General features: G+C 58.4%; 15 protein-coding genes. 4 read left to right on the top strand and 11 right to left on the bottom strand.

Annotated elements, in window-relative coordinates; translation table 11 throughout:
* Positions 1-55 precede the first annotated feature (55 nt).
* The 3 genes from ACG74X_RS10365 to cobS all read right to left on the bottom strand — a co-directional run bounded on the left by ACG74X_RS10365 (position 56) and on the right by cobS (position 5,287).
* Complete coding sequence (locus ACG74X_RS10365; RefSeq protein WP_411234597.1) at positions 56-1,993, bottom strand: aminopeptidase P family protein; 1,938 nt, start codon at positions 1,991-1,993, stop codon at positions 56-58.
* Between the two features lie 114 nt (positions 1,994-2,107).
* Complete coding sequence (gene cobT / locus ACG74X_RS10360) at positions 2,108-3,985, bottom strand: cobaltochelatase subunit CobT (protein ID WP_411234595.1); 1,878 nt, start codon at positions 3,983-3,985, stop codon at positions 2,108-2,110.
* Positions 3,986-4,300: 315 nt separating this feature from the next.
* A complete protein-coding gene (cobS, locus tag ACG74X_RS10355) occupies positions 4,301-5,287 on the bottom strand; it encodes a cobaltochelatase subunit CobS (RefSeq protein ID WP_411234594.1) in 987 nt (328 codons plus the stop codon).
* A 90-nt stretch (positions 5,288-5,377) separates the two neighbouring features.
* Here cobS and ACG74X_RS10350 point away from each other — a divergent pair, with 90 nt between their 5' ends.
* Entirely contained in the window at positions 5,378-6,232 is an 855-nt protein-coding gene (locus ACG74X_RS10350; RefSeq protein WP_411234592.1) for a hypothetical protein, read from the top strand.
* A 107-nt stretch (positions 6,233-6,339) separates the two neighbouring features.
* The gene (gene msrB, locus ACG74X_RS10345; protein WP_411234590.1) at positions 6,340-6,810 is read left to right on the top strand and encodes a peptide-methionine (R)-S-oxide reductase MsrB; all 471 of its coding nucleotides are present in this window, start codon (positions 6,340-6,342) and stop codon (positions 6,808-6,810) included.
* On the opposite strand, the gene ACG74X_RS10340 is transcribed toward msrB, so the two are convergent.
* The 3 genes from ACG74X_RS10340 to ACG74X_RS10330 form a co-directional block, all read right to left on the bottom strand.
* Positions 6,807-8,003 carry a UbiH/UbiF family hydroxylase gene (locus tag ACG74X_RS10340; protein ID WP_411234588.1) on the bottom strand — a complete coding sequence of 399 codons (1,197 nt, stop codon included), beginning with the start codon at positions 8,001-8,003 and terminating at the stop codon, positions 6,807-6,809. The two genes, msrB and ACG74X_RS10340, sit on opposite strands and share 4 nt — an antisense overlap.
* A gap of 83 nt (positions 8,004-8,086) precedes the next feature.
* On the bottom strand, positions 8,087-8,317 hold the full coding sequence (locus ACG74X_RS10335) for a hypothetical protein (protein ID WP_411234586.1): 231 nt from the start codon (positions 8,315-8,317) through the stop codon (positions 8,087-8,089).
* A gap of 85 nt (positions 8,318-8,402) precedes the next feature.
* Positions 8,403-9,047, bottom strand: a complete 645-nt coding sequence (locus tag ACG74X_RS10330) for a pyrimidine 5'-nucleotidase (RefSeq protein ID WP_411234585.1) — start codon at positions 9,045-9,047, stop codon at positions 8,403-8,405.
* A gap of 102 nt (positions 9,048-9,149) precedes the next feature.
* On the opposite strand from ACG74X_RS10330, the gene ACG74X_RS10325 reads away from it, so the two are divergent.
* Positions 9,150-9,794 carry a GntR family transcriptional regulator gene (locus ACG74X_RS10325; protein WP_411234583.1) on the top strand — a complete coding sequence of 215 codons (645 nt, stop codon included), beginning with the start codon at positions 9,150-9,152 and terminating at the stop codon, positions 9,792-9,794.
* Here ACG74X_RS10325 and ACG74X_RS10320 read toward each other — a convergent pair.
* Positions 9,791-11,572 (bottom strand): glycosyltransferase family 2 protein, encoded by a 1,782-nt coding sequence (locus ACG74X_RS10320; protein WP_411234581.1) that lies wholly within the window; start codon positions 11,570-11,572, stop codon positions 9,791-9,793. The two genes, ACG74X_RS10325 and ACG74X_RS10320, sit on opposite strands and share 4 nt — an antisense overlap.
* 68 nt (positions 11,573-11,640) lie before the next feature.
* The gene (carA, locus tag ACG74X_RS10315; protein WP_411234579.1) at positions 11,641-12,810 is read right to left on the bottom strand and encodes a glutamine-hydrolyzing carbamoyl-phosphate synthase small subunit; all 1,170 of its coding nucleotides are present in this window, start codon (positions 12,808-12,810) and stop codon (positions 11,641-11,643) included.
* 180 nt (positions 12,811-12,990) lie between these two features.
* Between carA and ACG74X_RS10310 the strand changes: the two genes are divergently transcribed.
* On the top strand, positions 12,991-13,455 hold the full coding sequence (locus tag ACG74X_RS10310) for a GatB/YqeY domain-containing protein (protein WP_411234577.1): 465 nt from the start codon (positions 12,991-12,993) through the stop codon (positions 13,453-13,455).
* Between the two features lie 7 nt (positions 13,456-13,462).
* Here ACG74X_RS10310 and ACG74X_RS10305 read toward each other — a convergent pair whose 3' ends face one another.
* From ACG74X_RS10305 to ctaD, 3 genes are all read right to left on the bottom strand, one after another.
* On the bottom strand, positions 13,463-14,365 hold the full coding sequence (locus ACG74X_RS10305; RefSeq protein WP_411234576.1) for a hypothetical protein: 903 nt from the start codon (positions 14,363-14,365) through the stop codon (positions 13,463-13,465).
* An 11-nt stretch (positions 14,366-14,376) separates the two neighbouring features.
* Positions 14,377-14,868: a DUF2244 domain-containing protein gene (locus ACG74X_RS10300; protein ID WP_411234574.1), complete on the bottom strand. Its 492-nt coding sequence runs from the start codon at positions 14,866-14,868 to the stop codon at positions 14,377-14,379.
* Between the two features lie 131 nt (positions 14,869-14,999).
* Positions 15,000-16,673, bottom strand: coding sequence for a cytochrome c oxidase subunit I (gene ctaD / locus ACG74X_RS10295; protein WP_411234573.1), 1,674 nt, complete (start codon positions 16,671-16,673; stop codon positions 15,000-15,002).
* Positions 16,674-16,727 lie beyond the last annotated feature (54 nt).

Here is a 16,727-nt window from a genome sequence, read left to right as displayed (position 1 = left end):
TCCATCCCTTTTGGTGATAAAGTGCGGCCTGTGCCGTGACCGCTTTTGCCGTGTGTCAGATATGTGCGCAGGCTGTTTCAAGCCAGGACCGAACATCGCTGTCCACCAGCGGGCCGATCTTTTCAAATACCAGTGTGTGATAGCTGTTCAGCCAAGCGCGCTCTGCCTCGGTCAGCAAAGTAGCATCAATCAGACGCGTGTCGATGGGAGCGAAGGTGATTGTCTCGAAGTCAAGCATCTCGGTCACCGTCTGATTGTCCAGCGCGGATGCCTCTTTCACCACGATCAGGTTTTCAATCCGGATGCCAAACGCACCTTCTTTGTAGAACCCGGGCTCGTTCGACAGGATCATACCCGGCTTGAACGGCACAGTTCCGGCGCGGGCCAGACGCTGCGGGCCTTCATGAACGCTTAGATAAGAGCCGACGCCGTGCCCGGTGCCATGTGCATAATCCAACCCGTGTTCCCAAAGTGCAACGCGGGCCAAAGCGTCAATGTCGCGCCCCGCCAGACCGGACGGCCAGCGCAAGCGCGATATTGCGATCATACCTTTGAGGACGAGCGTAAAAGCCAATCGCTCTTGATCTCCTGCCGCACCGATGGCGATGGTGCGGGTGATATCCGTGGTGCCATCGACATATTGCCCGCCGCTATCCACCAGCAACAGCCCGGTGTCGACGGTCCGGTTCGTGTCCTCGGTGACCCGGTAGTGCACAACCGCACCATTTGGTCCTGCACCCGATATTGTGTCAAAGCTGATATCGCGCAGAGCATTGGTTGCCACACGTTCGCGTTCCAGCCTTTTGACCACATCAATTTCTGTGAACGTGCCTGGCGTTTGCGCATCCAGCCAACACAGAAACCGCGCCATCGCCGCCCCGTCCCGCAAATGTGCCGACCGCGCGCCGCTTAGCTCGGCCGCTGATTTACAAGCTTTGGGCAGCGCACAGGGGTCTGGCGCTTCGATAAGCGGAATGTCCGCCTCGCGCAGCGTGTCAGCCACAATGACCGGACAACTGGCCGGATCAATTTGCACCGATCCATCCAAAGAGGACAGCGCCGGCAAAAACGCATCCACCGGCTCGATCCGAACCCGGGTTCCAAAGTGATCGGCGATATTCGTGCATTTTTCCGGATCGACAAAGAATGTCAGCTGACCAGAGGCGTGAAGCAGGGCAAACCCGTGCACAAACGGTGTGCGTGGCACATCTCCGCCGCGAATGTTCAAAAGCCAGCAAATGCTGTCGGGCAAGGTCAACACGGCATGTTTGGCCGCACCCAGCGTGTCTGCCAGACGCGCGATCTTGGCATCGTGGGGGTCACCAGTCAGGGTTTCGGGCTGCACAAAAGCCGGGGCGCTTGGGGGGGGGGGTTGGTCCTGCCAGATACGGTCTACAAGATTGCCAACGCGCAGCAAAGAGACAGTGCCAACGGATGTTTCCATCTCGCGCAATTGCGCCACCGTGTGCAGCCATGGATCAAACCCAACGGTACCCCCATCGGGCAATTGATCCGCGNGGGGGGGGGGTTGGTCCTGCCAGATACGGTCTACAAGATTGCCAACGCGCAGCAAAGAGACAGTGCCAACGGATGTTTCCATCTCGCGCAATTGCGCCACCGTGTGCAGCCATGGATCAAACCCAACGGTACCCCCATCGGGCAATTGATCCGCGATCCACGATCCAAGCGACGTTTCAGGCCAATGCACGGGGGTATACACATCTGCAACCTGCGCATGAACCTGCACACGGTAGCGCCCGTCAATGAACACACCTGCGGTCTTTTTCAGCGCAACGCAGAACCCGGCCGACCCTGTGAACCCTGTCAGCCAGGACAGCCGTTCATCATGGGCCGCCACGTATTCGCCTTGATGCGCATCGGCGCGGGGGACGATAAACCCGTCAAGGGACTCCCGCTCCAAAACCGCTCTGAGGGCGGACAGCCGCGCCGGGCCCTGATCTGGCGAGGCGGTTTCGGAAAAGCTCTGAAACATGGTTTGGCCTTTCTCTGTGCCGTTCACTGCGTCCTGCACCGTGTTCGAACTTTGGGGGCACACACGCCCGACACGATAGGCGTCGCTTGCCAAAGCCGGAACACCATCGCGCGTCTACACGGCTTTTTTGATGCCCATCATCCGAGCCCGGGCCCTTGGGTCGCTGTCGAACAAAGATGCAAGCTGTTCGGTCATCGCGCCCGCAAGCTGTTCGACATCGGTGATGGTGACGGCCCGTTCGTAATAGCGGGTCACATCATGGCCGATGCCAATGGCCAGCAATTCGACCTGCTTGCGCCGCTCGACCATAGCGATCACATCGCGCAAGTGTTTTTCCAGATAATTGGCGGGGTTGACCGACAAGGTGCTGTCATCCACGGGTGCGCCGTCGGAAATCACCATGAGGATCTTGCGCGCCTCGGGACGGTGGATCATCCGCTTATGCGCCCATTCAAGCGCTTCGCCGTCGATGTTCTCTTTCAGCAAGCCTTCTTTCATCATCAACCCAAGATTGGGGCGCGTCCGTCGCCAGGGGGCATCTGCGCTTTTGTAGATGATATGCCGCAAGTCGTTCAGTCGCCCGGGCTGTTGTTCGCGGCCTTCGTTCAGCCATTTCTCACGCGCCTGACCGCCCTTCCACGCACGTGTGGTAAAGCCAAGGATTTCCACTTTGACCGAACAGCGTTCCAGCGTGCGCGCCAGAACATCGGCGCAAATGGCAGCGATCGAAATCGGCCGCCCGCGCATAGAGCCGGAATTGTCCAGAAGCAGCGTCACAACAGTGTCACGGAATTCGGTGTCTTTCTCGACCTTGAAGGACAGCGGCGTTGTTGGGTTCGCGACCACGCGCGCAAGGCGTCCCGCATCGAGGATGCCTTCTTCAAGGTCAAACTCCCACGACCTGTTCTGCTGCGCCTGCAACCGGCGCTGCAACTTGTTGGCCAATCGGCTTACCGCCCCCTTCAGCGGCTCCAGCTGCTGATCCAGATACGCGCGCAGCCGTTCAAGCTCGACCGGTTCGGCAAGCTCTTCGGCCAGAATTTCCTCGTCATGGGCGGTGTCGAACACCTTGTAGTCAGGGTCGGCTTCGGAAATCGGGGCAGGGGGCGGCGGCTCAAGCGGGGCCTCGCCCTCGGGCATTTCGGCCTCTTCGCCCATCTCCTGATCGGCCATCTCGTCCATCGAGACCTGCGCCTGAGACGGGTCTTGCGTCTCTTCTTGGGTCTGCTCGGGGCTGGCCTCGGCATCCTGTTCCTGATCGTCGTCCTGGCCGGTGCTGTCTGGTTCCTGCTCTTCGTCAGCCCCGTCTTCGGCCTGATCCTCGGCCTCGTCATCGATGTCATCGGGATCATCGCCCAGCTGGTCGCCATAGCCCAGATCGGTGATGACAGACCGGGTGAAGCGGGCAAACGCCGCCTGATCGTTCAAAACGTCGTTTATGTCGTCCAGTTTACCGCCACATTGATCCTCGATAAATCCACGCCACAAATCCATGACGTTCTGCGCACCCTCGGGAAGCGCGCGTCCGGTGGCCAGATGCCGGACAAGATAGCCCGCCGCTGCCGATAACGGCGCGTCGGAGGCTTCGGTGATCTGGTCATACCCGCGTCGGGTCGCGTCATGCCCGATTTTGGCGTCAATATTCCCGGCCGTTCCCGGCATGTCGCGCGCGCCCATCGCTTCGCACCGGGCGGTTTCCATCGCTTCATACAGCTCCCGCGCCATTTCGCCCTGCGGGTTGTAGCGCGAATGCGTGCCGGCATCGTGATAGCGCCGGTTCATTGCAAGGGAATCCGCCGTGCCCCGGGCCAGCAACACCTCGTCACGAGTCAATCTGCGACTGACCTGTGGCAATCGCATCGCATCACCGGACAGTCCGGCGGGATCAACCGAATAGCTGACGCTCAATTCCGGATCATCGGCCAACACCTTGGTGGCTTCAGCCAGCGCTTTCTTGAACGGATCGGCGGGGTTGTCACTTGGCTTGTTCATAACGCGTATCGTTCCGCAAAGCCGTCATTGTCACAAGCCAGAAGGCGGATACACCGCGTGGCTGTACAAAACCGCCCCTGCGTCTTCTTTTTCCAAATATGCAAAACGCGCGCGCCGCAGGCGCGCGCGGATCGGATCGGCGCAGCCGATCCGACACCCATCACGCGATACTCAGGCTGGCTGCGCTTTCGGGCAGCTCTTCGTCAAAGCAGCGCTGATAGAACTCGGCCACGGTCTGGCGCTCCAACTCGTCGCATTTGTTCAGGAACGACACCCGGANCGCGGATCGGATCGGCGCAGCCGATCCGACACCCATCACGCGATACTCAGGCTGGCTGCGCTTTCGGGCAGCTCTTCGTCAAAGCAGCGCTGATAGAACTCGGCCACGGTCTGGCGCTCCAACTCGTCGCATTTGTTCAGGAACGACACCCGGAACGCATAGCCCACATCGCGGAAAATCTCGGCGTTTTGCGCCCAGGCGATTACGGTGCGCGGGCTCATCACGGTGGACAGATCGCCAGACATGAAGGCGGTTCGGGTCAAATCAGCCACCGTCACCATTTGCCGGACCGTCTTGCGCCCTTTTTCCGAATTGTAATGCGGCGCTTTGGACAGGACGATAGAGGTCTCTGCGTCAATCGACAGGTAGTTGAGCGTCGCCACCAGCGACCAGCGGTCCATCTGGCCCTGGTTGATCTGTTGCGTGCCGTGATACAGGCCCGTTGTATCGCCAAGCCCCACGGTGTTGGCTGTGGCAAAGATGCGGAAATACTTATGCGGCGTCAGAACGGCGTTCTGGTCAAGCAGTGTCAGCTTGCCGTCGGTTTCCAGAACCCGCTGGATGACGAACATCACATCGGCGCGGCCCGCATCATATTCGTCGAACACAATCGCGGTCGGGTTGCGCAAGGCCCAGGGCAGGATGCCTTCCTGGAATTGCGTCACCTGTTTGCCGTCCACCAGCTTGATCGCGTCCTTGCCGATCAGGTCGATCCGGCTGATATGGCTGTCGAGGTTGACGCGCACGCAAGGCCAGTTCAGACGCGCGGCCACCTGTTCAATATGGGTCGATTTTCCGGTCCCGTGATAGCCCTGGATCATCACACGGCGATTGTTGCGAAATCCGGCCAGGATCGCCAATGTCGTGTCGGGATCAAATTTATAGGTGCTGTCAATATCCGGCACCCGCTCTGTGCGCTCGGGGAAGCCGTGCACAACCATATCCGAGTCGATGCCAAAGACCTCGCGAGCCACGATTTCTTCGGTGGGTTTGGCGTTGATGTCGATCGTCCCGTCGGCCATGTTGCGGACATCCTTCTGCAATAGGTGTGTTGCGCGTGTGGTGCAACATAATGGGCGGAGGAGCAAGGGAAAGGGCGCGGGAATTCGTTCATGACAGTGCCAGAGACGACGGATAGTTTGCTTGCACGCGTGGCAATGGCGGATCAATCGGCTTTTCAGCTTTTGTATTCCCGGACCTCCGGGGCGTTGTTTGGTTTGTGTTATCACCTGATTGACGATCACGCCGAGGCGGAAACCTGCTTGCAGGATCTTTTCACCGCGATCTGGCAGAATGCCGATGCGTTTCGCGACGGTGATCTTGCCCCGATGGCGCGCCTGGTGATCGAGGCCCGAGCAGCGGCGATTGCGATAAAACGGGTGCGCTTTTCACCAACTGACACGGTGGATACGCGGGATCTGTTTACAGGGCCGGGGACAGACCATGAAACCACACAGGACACAATGACGCTGGACGCCTGCCTTCGGGATCTGCAACCGGCACGCGCGCTTTTGCTGCGACGGGTCTGTCTGGATGGCGATGGTTATGGCGATCTTGCTGCGGCGTCTGATGTAGAGGCCAGCACCGTCAGGGCGTCGTTGCAAAAAGCGTTGAACACTGTTGGGACATGTTTGATGCCAGACAGGACGGTGTCCGTCACGGCGGCGGAATATGCGCTGTGCCTTTTGCCGGAACTTGAGGCTGAACAGTTTGAAGCAAAGCTGGCAGACGAGCCGGAGGCGGCGGCCGAGGTTGCCCTTTGGCACGCCCGGTTGGCGGAGTTTATTCTCGCCACGCTCCCGCCCAAAACGCCCCCGCCACAACTGCTGCGCCGATTGAAGGCGGATGTCTTCAGCGCACCGCGCACCGCGATCTGGCAACAGATCTGGCCCTATGCCGTCGGCGGGGGAATCGCGGCTCTGGTGCTTTGGCTTGCTGTCTCAAGCAATGTGCTGGTGGGCTTCTAAACAGCGACCTGGCAAAACGGCACGCGTCATCGCGCAATTGTGTGACGGATGCCCTTGCAGAAACCGGGCACCAGTGGCCATCTGAGGGTCTCAGCACGGAGGCCGGAATGATCAGACGCCATTTTCTAAAAGCAGCCGCGGCTTTGGGCCTGACTGCGTCGGCCAAAGGGGCAACGGCCTCGCAAGGCACCTTTGAGGTGACGCGGACCGATGCAGAGTGGAATGCCATGCTGACACCGGCAGAGTATCGTGTCATGCGCGAGCACGGCACAGAACGCGCGTTTACGTCGCCGCTGAATTCCGAGAACCGGGCCGGTATGTTTCACTGCCGCGGCTGCGATCTTGCGCTTTACGCGTCCGAGCACAAATACGACAGCGGCACCGGTTGGCCAAGTTTCTGGCAAGCCCAGGCTGATGCTATTGGCACCCGGCCAGACCGATCCTTGTTCATGGTCCGTACCGAATGCCATTGCCGCCGCTGTGGCAGCCATCTGGGCCATATCTTTGATGATGGGCCGCAACCGACGGGCAAGCGCCATTGCATCAATGGCGTAAGCTTGCGCTTCCGCGCGGCTTAGGTGCCGCGCGCGCCAAGCCCCAGTTGCATCAACGTTTTGCGCACCGGTTTGAGCGTGTAAAGCGCATCCAATCCCTTGGCCCGAATGTCGCGCAGCGGACGTGAACTGAGCATGGATGTCCGGTTCAGCAATGTGATGCCGGCCACACGGGCGCGGATGTCCATGATCCGTTTCTGGTGATAGGCATCCAGCAACTTGCGCGAACCGATATCGCCATCGGATTTGCGGATAAGGTCGCGCAGAACGCGCAAGTCGGTCAGGCTCATATTCAAACCTTGTGCCCCGATCGGGGGCACCACATGCGCGGCCTCGGCCACCAGGGCCAGCCGTTCAGAGCTCAGACGTTCGGCATGTTGGCTGATAATCGGCCAGATCGTGCGGCGCGATGCCAGTTTCAAGGGCCCGAACAGGCTGCAAGAGCGGGTGGTCATGGCGTCTTCAAATGCTTCGGTGTCTAGCGCGGCCAAAGCTTGGGCTTTGGGGCCCTCTTCCATCCAGACAATGGCCGATGACGGACGCCCGTCCAGATCCGGTAGCGGCACAAAGGTGAACGGTCCGCCGGTCCGGTGAATTTCCGTTGACACATTCTCGTGCGGGATCGGATGGGTGACGGCAAAGGCCAGTGCTTTTTGACCGAACCGGGTTGTCTCAACGCCGATTCCGGCGGCTTTGCGCATCGGTGAATTGCGCCCATCCGCCGCGATCACAAGGCGACATCTGACCTTGGTGCCATCACTCAGCGTCACCCGCGCTTCGGCGTTTCGGGTAAACAGCGCGGCGGTTCCTGTGCCCGGCCGAAAGGTTACGGTGTCCATGCTTTCAAGATGCGCCACGAATTCGCGCCGCAGCAGCCAATTGGGCAGGTTCCAGCCAAAGGGCAGGTCTGAAATGTCGGATGCATTGAAGGCTTTGGTGACGCGGGGTTCTGGAACGTCGCCGCCTGCATCAATAATGCGCATCACTTGCAGCGGCATCGCGTGGCTTTCAAGGCGCGACCAAAGGCCGATTTCGTCCAGAAAGTCGCGGGCCGGTTGCAAAAAGGCGGTGGTTCGCAGATCGGCCCCCTCTGCATCGCGATCCGTGATTGGAGGTGCGGGATCAATGCAAAGAACAGAGTACCCATCCGATCCAAATGCCGCTGCGGCGGCCAATCCGGCGATGCCTCCTCCTGAAACGACGATATCGTAATCCATGTCTTCCCTCAGGGTTTTGGTCTGGTCGCGCCCTGTCTAGCCCGAACCATCCCAACACGCGATGCGGCAGGTTTCCCGCGGTGCTATTTCCCGACGGTGATCAACACAAGCGTGATCATGACAATCGGCACAAGGGCAAGGGCTACCATCGACAGGGCCACGATGCCCCATGTCATCACCGCCGCCGCGACAACAGTCAGAAAAAGGCCCAGCAGAACAAAAATGGCTGCGGGTTGCCCCTCTTTCAGCGCGGTCAGGGCAGCGGAATAGAACGGCCTGCGGTGTTCGCGCAGGTTGGGATCGGAAACAGACATTTGAGACTCCTTTTTGTCATTAAAGGAGGTAGGGTCGAAATGCCTGACCAAAACTGTCAAATTGCCGCAAGGCGGTGGATAATCGTCAGGACAACCGCGCAAGGAATTCTGTCAGATTGTCCGTATGGTGATGAATATGTGGCGCGTCGATTGCATCATCGGCCACATGAACGGTCCGCATGCCCATGTCATGCGGCGCTGCCAGATTGCGTGGATCATCCTCGAACATGGCGGCTGCGCTGGTGTTCACCCCGTCTTTGCCAAAAACCTTTTCAAACGCGCTGCGTTCGGGTTTGGGATGGAAATCAGCATGTTCCACGCCGTAAATCGCATCAAAGATGCCGTCCAGCCCGCGCGCCTTCAGGACGTTTTCCGCATAGGGGGCAGAGCCGTTGGTATAGACAATCTTGCGGCCCGGAAGCTGGGTTATATAGCCGGCAAGATCCGGGTCTTTGGGCAGAACCGAAAAATCAATGTCGTGGACATCATACAGGTAGGGTGCCGGATCGACGTCATGCTCGCGCATCAGACCGGCCAGCGTTGTCCCATAGGTCTGCCAGTATTTCACCCGCAAGGCGTTGGCCTGGTCCCGGTCGACACCCACGGTGTCCATCACGTATTTCACCATACGGACCTCGATCTGATCAAACAGACGCACCGCAGGCGGGTATAGCGTGTTATCAAGATCGAACACCCAGTGGCGCACGTGGTCAAATGCTTCTTTTACCATGAGCGTTAACCTAGGCCCGACCTGGAGGCGCGGCAATGCCCAGACTTGCGTCTTTCGTCAGGACGCCGTTAACGTGGCGCTGGTCAGCAAAGGCGGCGCGGTATGAAAGAAGTAAAGACACCTCAGAAAGATGCGTATTCCTCGATTCTCGAGGCGATCGACGTGGGCGTGTATCGACCCGGCGACCGTCTGGTTGAAAGCGACCTAGCCGAACGGTTCGGCATGTCGCGCACACCCATTCGCGAGGCATTACAACGGCTTGAGACGCAATCTCTTTTGACGCGCGATGGCCGGTCGCTGATTGTGGCATCGCTTGATCACAATCAGATGGCCGAATTATACGTGGTGCGCACCGAACTGGAGGGGCTGGCCGCACGGCTTGCTGCCCGTCACGCGACAGAAGAAGAGGTTCAGGTTCTGCGCAGCATGGTCGATGATGACCGGGCCTTGTTGAACGATCCCTCGGCGCTGGCGCGGGCAAACCGGCGGTTTCACAAGCAGATCCATCTGGCTTCGCATAATCGGTTTCTGGTGCAGCAGCTGGATCTGGTACATCGCTCGATGGCGTTGATGGCGACAACGTCTCTTGCGGCGCAGGGGCGGGGTGAAATCGCTTTGGCCGAGCATAAAGCGATTGTCGATGCCATCACGGCGCGGGATGAAGATGCCGCCTACAAGGCGTTGCGCGACCATATTTCGGTGGCGTTTGTTACGCGGCTCAAGCTCGACTCTCAAACCCTGGATTAAGGTCCGGTATGCGTGGTGTGAATGTCGCCACCGATCTGGTCAGGCTTGGAAATGCCGTGCTGGGTCTTGTCCCAGTAAAACGGTTTGAACACCAATTCTGACACGGCTTTATAGACGGCGAACACACCCAATGGGAAATAGAACACCATCATCGGAACCCAGGGCATCAGCTTTTCATGCTGGGTCCGGGCCACGGCCACGAACCCGATCAGCAGTGAAATAAGCTCGGCCGAAAGAAAAAGGGCCAAAAGGCCCCCTGTCCATCCATCCGGCAGGATGTCTGTGAAAGGCGTGGACATGCCGAAACAGACCACCCAGAACGCCCAAAGCACCGGTGCCAACGTGAACTGCAGGATGGTTGTCAGGAAAAAGAACTGAAAGCCAAGAAACTTGCGCGGCCCCAGATCTTTCAAAAGCCGGAACGGTTTGCGCATATGAACCCGATAGGTGATCATGTACCCCTTGAGCCAGCGCGACCGCTGTTTGATCCACGGGATCATCCGGTTGTTCGCTTCTTCGCGCGTCACTGTGGGCAGAAGCGTGGTTTTATAGCCAAAACGCGCCAGACGGATGCCCAGATCGGCGTCTTCGGTCACATTATGGGCATCCCAGCCGCCCACATGCTCAAGCGCAAAGCGGCGCAGGAACACCGTTGTTCCACCCAGCGGGATCGGAAAGCCAAGCCGCGCCGCACCGGCCAGAATTATGCGGAACCAGGTGGCGTATTCGACTGTGAAACAACGCGAAATCCAGTTCGCATGCGGGTTGTAATAGTCAAGAATGCCCTGCGCGCAGACAACATCTTTGGGCGCGGCATGAAACGTATCAACGACGCGTTCAATCTGATCCGTGGCGGGCGCGTCTTCGGCATCCAGCACCCCGATAATATCCCCCCGCGTATAGATCATCGCATAATTCAATGCGCGTGGTTTTGTCTTGAGCGAGGCATCAGGCACTTCGATCACCCGCATCCAACTGGGCAGCGATTGGGCTGCAAGCATCTGCTTGGTCTGGATATCATCGCTTTCCAGCACCAGAACCACGTCCAGCAGGGATTTTGGATAGGTGAGGCGCGAGAGGCGTTGGACCAGGGTGTTGGCAATGGCGGCCTCGCGAAACATCGGCACCATCAGGCTGACCACCGGCTTTTCAGACAGGGGTACATCCAAAGTGATCTTGGCCGGTTTCTTGTAGCCCGCAAAGAAAACGCAGATCTTGAAGATCTGGCAGGCGATCAGATTGGTGATGGCGACTGCCGTGATGCCGACAAAAAACGCGTTCGGAAACACAAAGATCACTCCAAAGCTGACACCGAAAAACAGGCTGGCCATAATGCCGCGGCGCACTGTCAGTTTGTTGATGTCGCGGCAACTCAGGTCACTGGGAACCCGGTTTTCCGCCAAATCCGCAAGGTAATCGCGATGTTGTTCGGTGACGTAATGATGAATATCGGCCTCGGTTGCGGTGCCGAACAGCACCGGGCCAATCTGATCCTCAAGCATTTCACGCAGTTGCGTCCGGTCGCCATCCATTGACGTGCCCACAAGGGTCGCAGCACCCAGCTTGCCCCAGGGCAGAACGCGGTGTTCAATGCAGAATTCGGGCGGCAGTAGGTTGGACAGGTTTGGGTCAGGCGGGTTTGTTGCCGGATCAAGGCGGCGCGCGCTGGCGGCCAATTGATTGGCTCTTTGCAAAACCTGTTCTGCCACATCCTCTGATGGCGGGTGCGCCTTGGGCTGCACGAACGGCAAATCTGCGATAGGTGTTGGGTTTTGCACGGCTGGTCCCCGAATATATGTCCGGGGGTCAGCTAAACGTTAATCGGTTAAGCGGCGGTTAACAGCGCTTAGGCAGAGACAGCCTTTGCCTTTGCCATGGAATCTGCAAACCGTTCAAACAGGTAAAAGCTGTCTTGTGGGCCGGGGCTGGCTTCGGGGTGTTGCTGGACGGAAAACACAGGTCGATCAGCCACGCGAATCCCGCAGTTGGAGCCGTCAAACAGCGACACATGAGTTTCCACAACACCTTCTGGCAAGGTCTGGCTGTCGACGGCAAAGCCATGGTTCATGGACGTGATTTCCACCTTGCCGGTCTCGTTATCCTTAACGGGATGATTGGCCCCGTGATGTCCGTGGTTCATTTTGACGGTCTTTGCGCCAAGCGCCAAGGCCAGCATCTGATGGCCCAGGCAAATCCCGAACATCGGAAGCTGGGTTTCCTTCAGGATCGTCTGGATCATCGGCACAGCGTAAGCCCCGGTTGCCGCAGGATCGCCCGGACCGTTCGACAGAAATACACCATCCGGATTATGTGCCAGAACCTCTTCGGCTGTGGCTGTTGCAGGAAGAACGGTCACATCACAGCCCGCACTTGCAAGGCAGCGCAGGATGTTGCGCTTGGCCCCGTAGTCAATGGCGACCACCTTGTGATCTGGTGCAGTCTGACGCGAATAGCCTTCGGGCCAGGCCCACCGCATTTCGTCCCAGCGATAGGATTGTGCGCAGGTCACATCTTTTGCAAGATCCAGACCTTCCAGCCCCGAAAACGCGCGGGCTTTTTCGACCAATGCTTCCAGATCGAATGTGCCTTCCGGATTGTGCTCCAACGCGACATGCGGCGCGCCTTGCTGGCGGATGGCGCGAGTCAGACGGCGGGTGTCGATGCCGCCAATGGCAATGCGGCCACGGGCCGCCAGCCAGTCACCAAGCTCTGCGGTGGCACGCCAGTTGGAGCTTTGCGTCGGCATCCATTTGACAACCATGCCCGCGGCCACGGGATCGGCGGTTTCATCATCGTCCGGATTGACGCCGACATTGCCAATATGCGGAAAGGTAAAGGTCACGATCTGGCCAGCATAAGACGGGTCGGTCATGATTTCCTGATAGCCGGTCATTGCCGTGTTAAAGCATAATTCCGCCACCGATGTTCCGGTTGCGCCAAAGCCGTGACCGTAGAAAAACGTCCCATCTGCCAGCGCAAGGCACGCCGTCGGTTTGTCGTTTGAAAGCTTGGACATGGCGCGACTCCGCAGGTGTAAAATCGTCTGGAACCTACGGGTGCTGCGTCTTGCGGTCAAGGGTGGCTTGAAAATGGTATATATATTAAAATCAATAGCTTACGTTATTTGATGGCCGCTTGCGTCTTGCGGGCTCCTCCCGTAGGGTGCGCGCTCGTTTAACCATGGGGATGGGTATTCATGGACCTTCGGACTCGGATCACTTCGTCGATCAAGCAAGCCATGCGCGACAAAGACAGCGCGCGCCTGTCAACGCTTCGTCTGATTAATGCAGCCATCAAGGACCGCGACATCGCAGCCCGGGGAGACGGGGCCGAGGTTGGGGTGAGCGACGATGAAGTGCTTGGCATTCTTGGCAAAATGGTCAAGCAGCGCAAAGACACGGCCAAAACATACGAAGAGGCGGGACGGCTTGATCTGGCTGAACGCGAATTGTCCGAGATCAGCGTGATTGATGAATTCCTGCCGCGCAAGCTATCCGACGAAGAAGTCGCCAAAGCGATTGATGCGGCTGTGGCGGAAACCGGTGCATCTTCCATTCGCGATATGGGACGTGTGATGGGGGCGCTCAAGTCCAAATATACCGGGCAAATGGATTTCGGGGCGGTCGGCCCCATGGTCAAAGACCGATTGGCCAACGCCTGAGTGCCGCCTAGGGATCAAGGGCGAAGTCGTCCCTGATTTGCTCAATTTTGCGCGGGTCGCGGATTTTGTAGGTTTGCACGAACCGGGTTTTGTACCCGACACGCCCGCGCCGCGCGCCGAAATTGTCGCCGTGGTTCAGCATGTAAAGCACAGAGGGACGGTCAAGCGGGGTCAGCGGCTGCCCGGCCAGCCGGGACAGATAGGGAAACATCCGGTGTTCGTGTTGGGTCATCTCGGTCAGAAAGGCCCCGGACGTCGGCTCTGAGGGGTCGTGGTAAAGGGCTGCGCAACTGCCGCATAGTTTCCAGAAAGGTTTGCGCATCGGCGTCAGAAGCGAGCGATTGTCCGCCAACGCAATATCCCCTTTGGCCACGTCCATGACCAATCCGGATTGCACCAGATATCCGCCCTGTTTCTGGCGTCTCAGCATTTCGGTAACGGTGCCCTGCCGCAGCAGATCATCCGCGTCAAAAGACATCACATAGCCCGGACGTGGTGCCAAAGCAGGCAAAGACTGCGCCAGGACACGCAGCTTGCGCCACTTGTCATTGCCAGGCGTCGGATCATCGAAGGGCAGAAAGCCAATCCGTTTGTCATCCGGAAGGTCAGGCTCTTGCTGACAGCAAATGGTCGCGGTCCAGTTTGGGTTGTCTTGCCTGATAAAGCTGCGCAACGTGGCGTTCAGCCGATCCACAACCGCAGGCCAGTCTTTGACGTGATGCGCTCCGACAAGAGGGATCAGAAAGGTGACCTGCTCGGATGTTTGCTGTTGAAGACGAGCCGCCCGCAGGGCCAGTGCCGCGGTTTCCGACGCTACCAGATCATCCGGCGGTCCAAACGCGCCAGACAGAGACGCGCGCAAAAGATGCTGCGCGCGTTTGAATTTCGGAACGGCGGGAACCTGTGCCATGGGGCCTCGGATCAAGGGTGGGCGATGCGCCGAACCTTGTCATTTAGTTCTGCGTAAAGCGCTTTGCGTTCGTCTTCGCTCAGAAACGCGCCAATCTCAACCTCTCGGCCTGCACCGGACAAGGTGACGTAGTTGGGCACAGGACCGCCTTTTTGGTGGATATTGACCTGCGTCCAGTAAGGATTGCAGCGCCATTCCTGCGCTTCGCCTTTCAATGTCTGCCGGGTGAGGTGCAGATCATCCGGGGTCAATGTCAGCACCTCCATGATTTCAAGATCACGATTGTTGCGTCGCAGCGCGTACCACATCGCCCCCAGGGCCATCAGCATGAATGGCAACACACCCCACAGCAAGACCGTGCCGATAAGCCCGTAAAGAGGGATCGTGGAAAGGGTGAAAATGCCAAGGATGGTTGCCGCGAACCCATGCGCGGGCAGGGATTTGTGCGGCCACAAGCGCAGTTCAGAGGCATCTGTCGAATCTTCGGTCCAAGTGTAGGGCATAGGCAAAAAAGTGTTGTTTCACTGAAACGAGGTAACGCGCGATGCGATCATGTCATGGGGCTGCGGCGCGAAAGCCAGAAAAAAGGCCCCAGCCGTAAGCTGAGGCCTTTTCGGCTTTTGAAGGTGACGCCTTAATGCGCGTGGGTCTTTTCCCAGTCTTCCCGCTTTGGCAGCTGCTCGAACGTATGTTCAGGCGGCGGGGAGGGCAGGGTCCATTCCAGCGTGTCGGCGTATTCGTTCCACGGGTTCTTCGCGGTCTCGGCGCGGCCTTTCACAAGGCTCCAGACAATCACACCGATAAAGAACAGGAACGATGCAAAGGACAGGAACGCGCCCCAGCTTGAGATATAGTTCCAGAACGCAAAGGCTTCGGGATAGTCGATATAGCGGCGCGGCATGCCCTGACGACCCAGAAAGTGCTGCGGGAAGAATGTCAGGTTTGCACCGATGAAGAAGGTCCAGAAGTGCACCTTGCCCGCCCATTCGGGGTACATCTTGCCGGTCATCTTGGGGAAGTAGAAGTAGATCCCCGCAAAGATCGCAAACACCGCACCCAGGCTCATCACATAGTGGAAGTGGGCAACCACGTAGTACGTGTCGTGGTATGCACGGTCCACGCCAGCCTGTGACAGAACGATGCCTGTCACACCACCAACGGTGAAGAGGAAGAGGAACCCAAAGGCCCAGAGCATCGGCGTTTTGAACTCGATCGAGCCGCCCCACATTGTGGCAATCCAGCTAAAGATCTTAACCCCTGTCGGAACCGCGATGACCATGGTTGCCAGCATGAAGTAGGACTGCTGCGTCAGCGACATCCCCACAGTGTACATGTGGTGCGCCCAGACAACAAAGCCCAAGGCCCCGATCGCAATGATCGCCCACACCATCGGCAGGTAGCCAAAGATCGGCTTGCGCGCGAAGGTTGCGATGACGTGGCTGATGATGCCAAAGCCCGGCAGGATCACGATATACACTTCCGGGTGACCAAAGAACCACAGGATGTGCTGGTACAGAACCGGATCGCCACCGCCCGCTGGGTCAAAGAAGGTTGTGCCAAAGTTGCGGTCCGTCAGCAACATGGTGATCGCGCCCGCCAGAACCGGCAGAGCCAGAAGGATCAGCCAAGCAGTGACAAAGATCGACCATGCGAAGAGCGGTACTTTGAACAGCGTCATGCCCGGTGCGCGCATGTTGAGGAACGTGGTGATCACGTTGATCGCGCCCAGAATGGACGACGCACCCGAGACGTGGACCGCGAAGATCGCAAGGTCCATCGACAAGCCGCCTTCATTGGTCGACAGCGGCGGGTACAATACCCAGCCAACACCCGATCCAAGCTGACCATTCCCACCCGGTGCAAACACCGAACAGATCGCCAGCGTTGTGCCCGCGACAAACAACCAGAACGACAGGTTATTCAGACGCGGAAACGCCATGTCCGGCGCGCCGATTTGCAGAGGCATGAAATAGTTGCCGAACCCGCCAAACAAGGCCGGGATCACAACAAAGAACATCATCAGGATACCGTGACCGGTGATCAAAACGTTCCAAAGATGCCCGTTCGGAGTACAATCGCCAACGGCGGCTGCGGTCAGGCGTGCGCCTTCCATACACATGTATTGAACCCCGGGGTTCATCAGCTCCATGCGCATATAGACGGTGAAGGCCACTGAAATGAAGCCCGCAAGACCCGCGGCGATCAGGTATAGAATCCCGATATCCTTGTGGTTCGTGGACATGAACCACCGGGTGAAAAACCCACGCTGGTCCTCATGGTCGTGGCCGTGAATGGCGGCGTCTGCCATAAATTGCCTCCTGAATGTATTTGACGATGAGGCACGACTCTTGCTGTCTGTGCC

Source organism: Marivita sp. S0852 (genome assembly GCF_046591575.1).
GTDB lineage: Bacteria > Pseudomonadota > Alphaproteobacteria > Rhodobacterales > Rhodobacteraceae > Marivita.
This window is presented reverse-complemented; position numbering and strand designations above follow the sequence as displayed.

What these genes read in the sequence shown, in the direction of transcription:
- ACG74X_RS10325 (WP_411234583.1), top strand. Translation starts at nt 9,150, where the DNA reads ATGAAAGAAGTAAAGACACCTCAGAAAGATGCGTATTCCTCGATTCTC.
- carA (WP_411234579.1), bottom strand. Translation starts at nt 12,810, where the DNA reads ATGTCCAAGCTTTCAAACGACAAACCGACGGCGTGCCTTGCGCTGGCA.
- ACG74X_RS10330 (WP_411234585.1), bottom strand. Translation starts at nt 9,047, where the DNA reads ATGGTAAAAGAAGCATTTGACCACGTGCGCCACTGGGTGTTCGATCTT.
- ACG74X_RS10305 (WP_411234576.1), bottom strand. Translation starts at nt 14,365, where the DNA reads ATGGCACAGGTTCCCGCCGTTCCGAAATTCAAACGCGCGCAGCATCTT.
- cobT (WP_411234595.1), bottom strand. Translation starts at nt 3,985, where the DNA reads ATGAACAAGCCAAGTGACAACCCCGCCGATCCGTTCAAGAAAGCGCTG.
- ctaD (WP_411234573.1), bottom strand. Translation starts at nt 16,673, where the DNA reads ATGGCAGACGCCGCCATTCACGGCCACGACCATGAGGACCAGCGTGGG.
- cobS (WP_411234594.1), bottom strand. Translation starts at nt 5,287, where the DNA reads ATGGCCGACGGGACGATCGACATCAACGCCAAACCCACCGAAGAAATC.
- msrB (WP_411234590.1), top strand. Translation starts at nt 6,340, where the DNA reads ATGATCAGACGCCATTTTCTAAAAGCAGCCGCGGCTTTGGGCCTGACT.
- ACG74X_RS10340 (WP_411234588.1), bottom strand. Translation starts at nt 8,003, where the DNA reads ATGGATTACGATATCGTCGTTTCAGGAGGAGGCATCGCCGGATTGGCC.
- ACG74X_RS10335 (WP_411234586.1), bottom strand. Translation starts at nt 8,317, where the DNA reads ATGTCTGTTTCCGATCCCAACCTGCGCGAACACCGCAGGCCGTTCTAT.
- ACG74X_RS10350 (WP_411234592.1), top strand. Translation starts at nt 5,378, where the DNA reads ATGACAGTGCCAGAGACGACGGATAGTTTGCTTGCACGCGTGGCAATG.
- ACG74X_RS10310 (WP_411234577.1), top strand. Translation starts at nt 12,991, where the DNA reads ATGGACCTTCGGACTCGGATCACTTCGTCGATCAAGCAAGCCATGCGC.
- ACG74X_RS10300 (WP_411234574.1), bottom strand. Translation starts at nt 14,868, where the DNA reads ATGCCCTACACTTGGACCGAAGATTCGACAGATGCCTCTGAACTGCGC.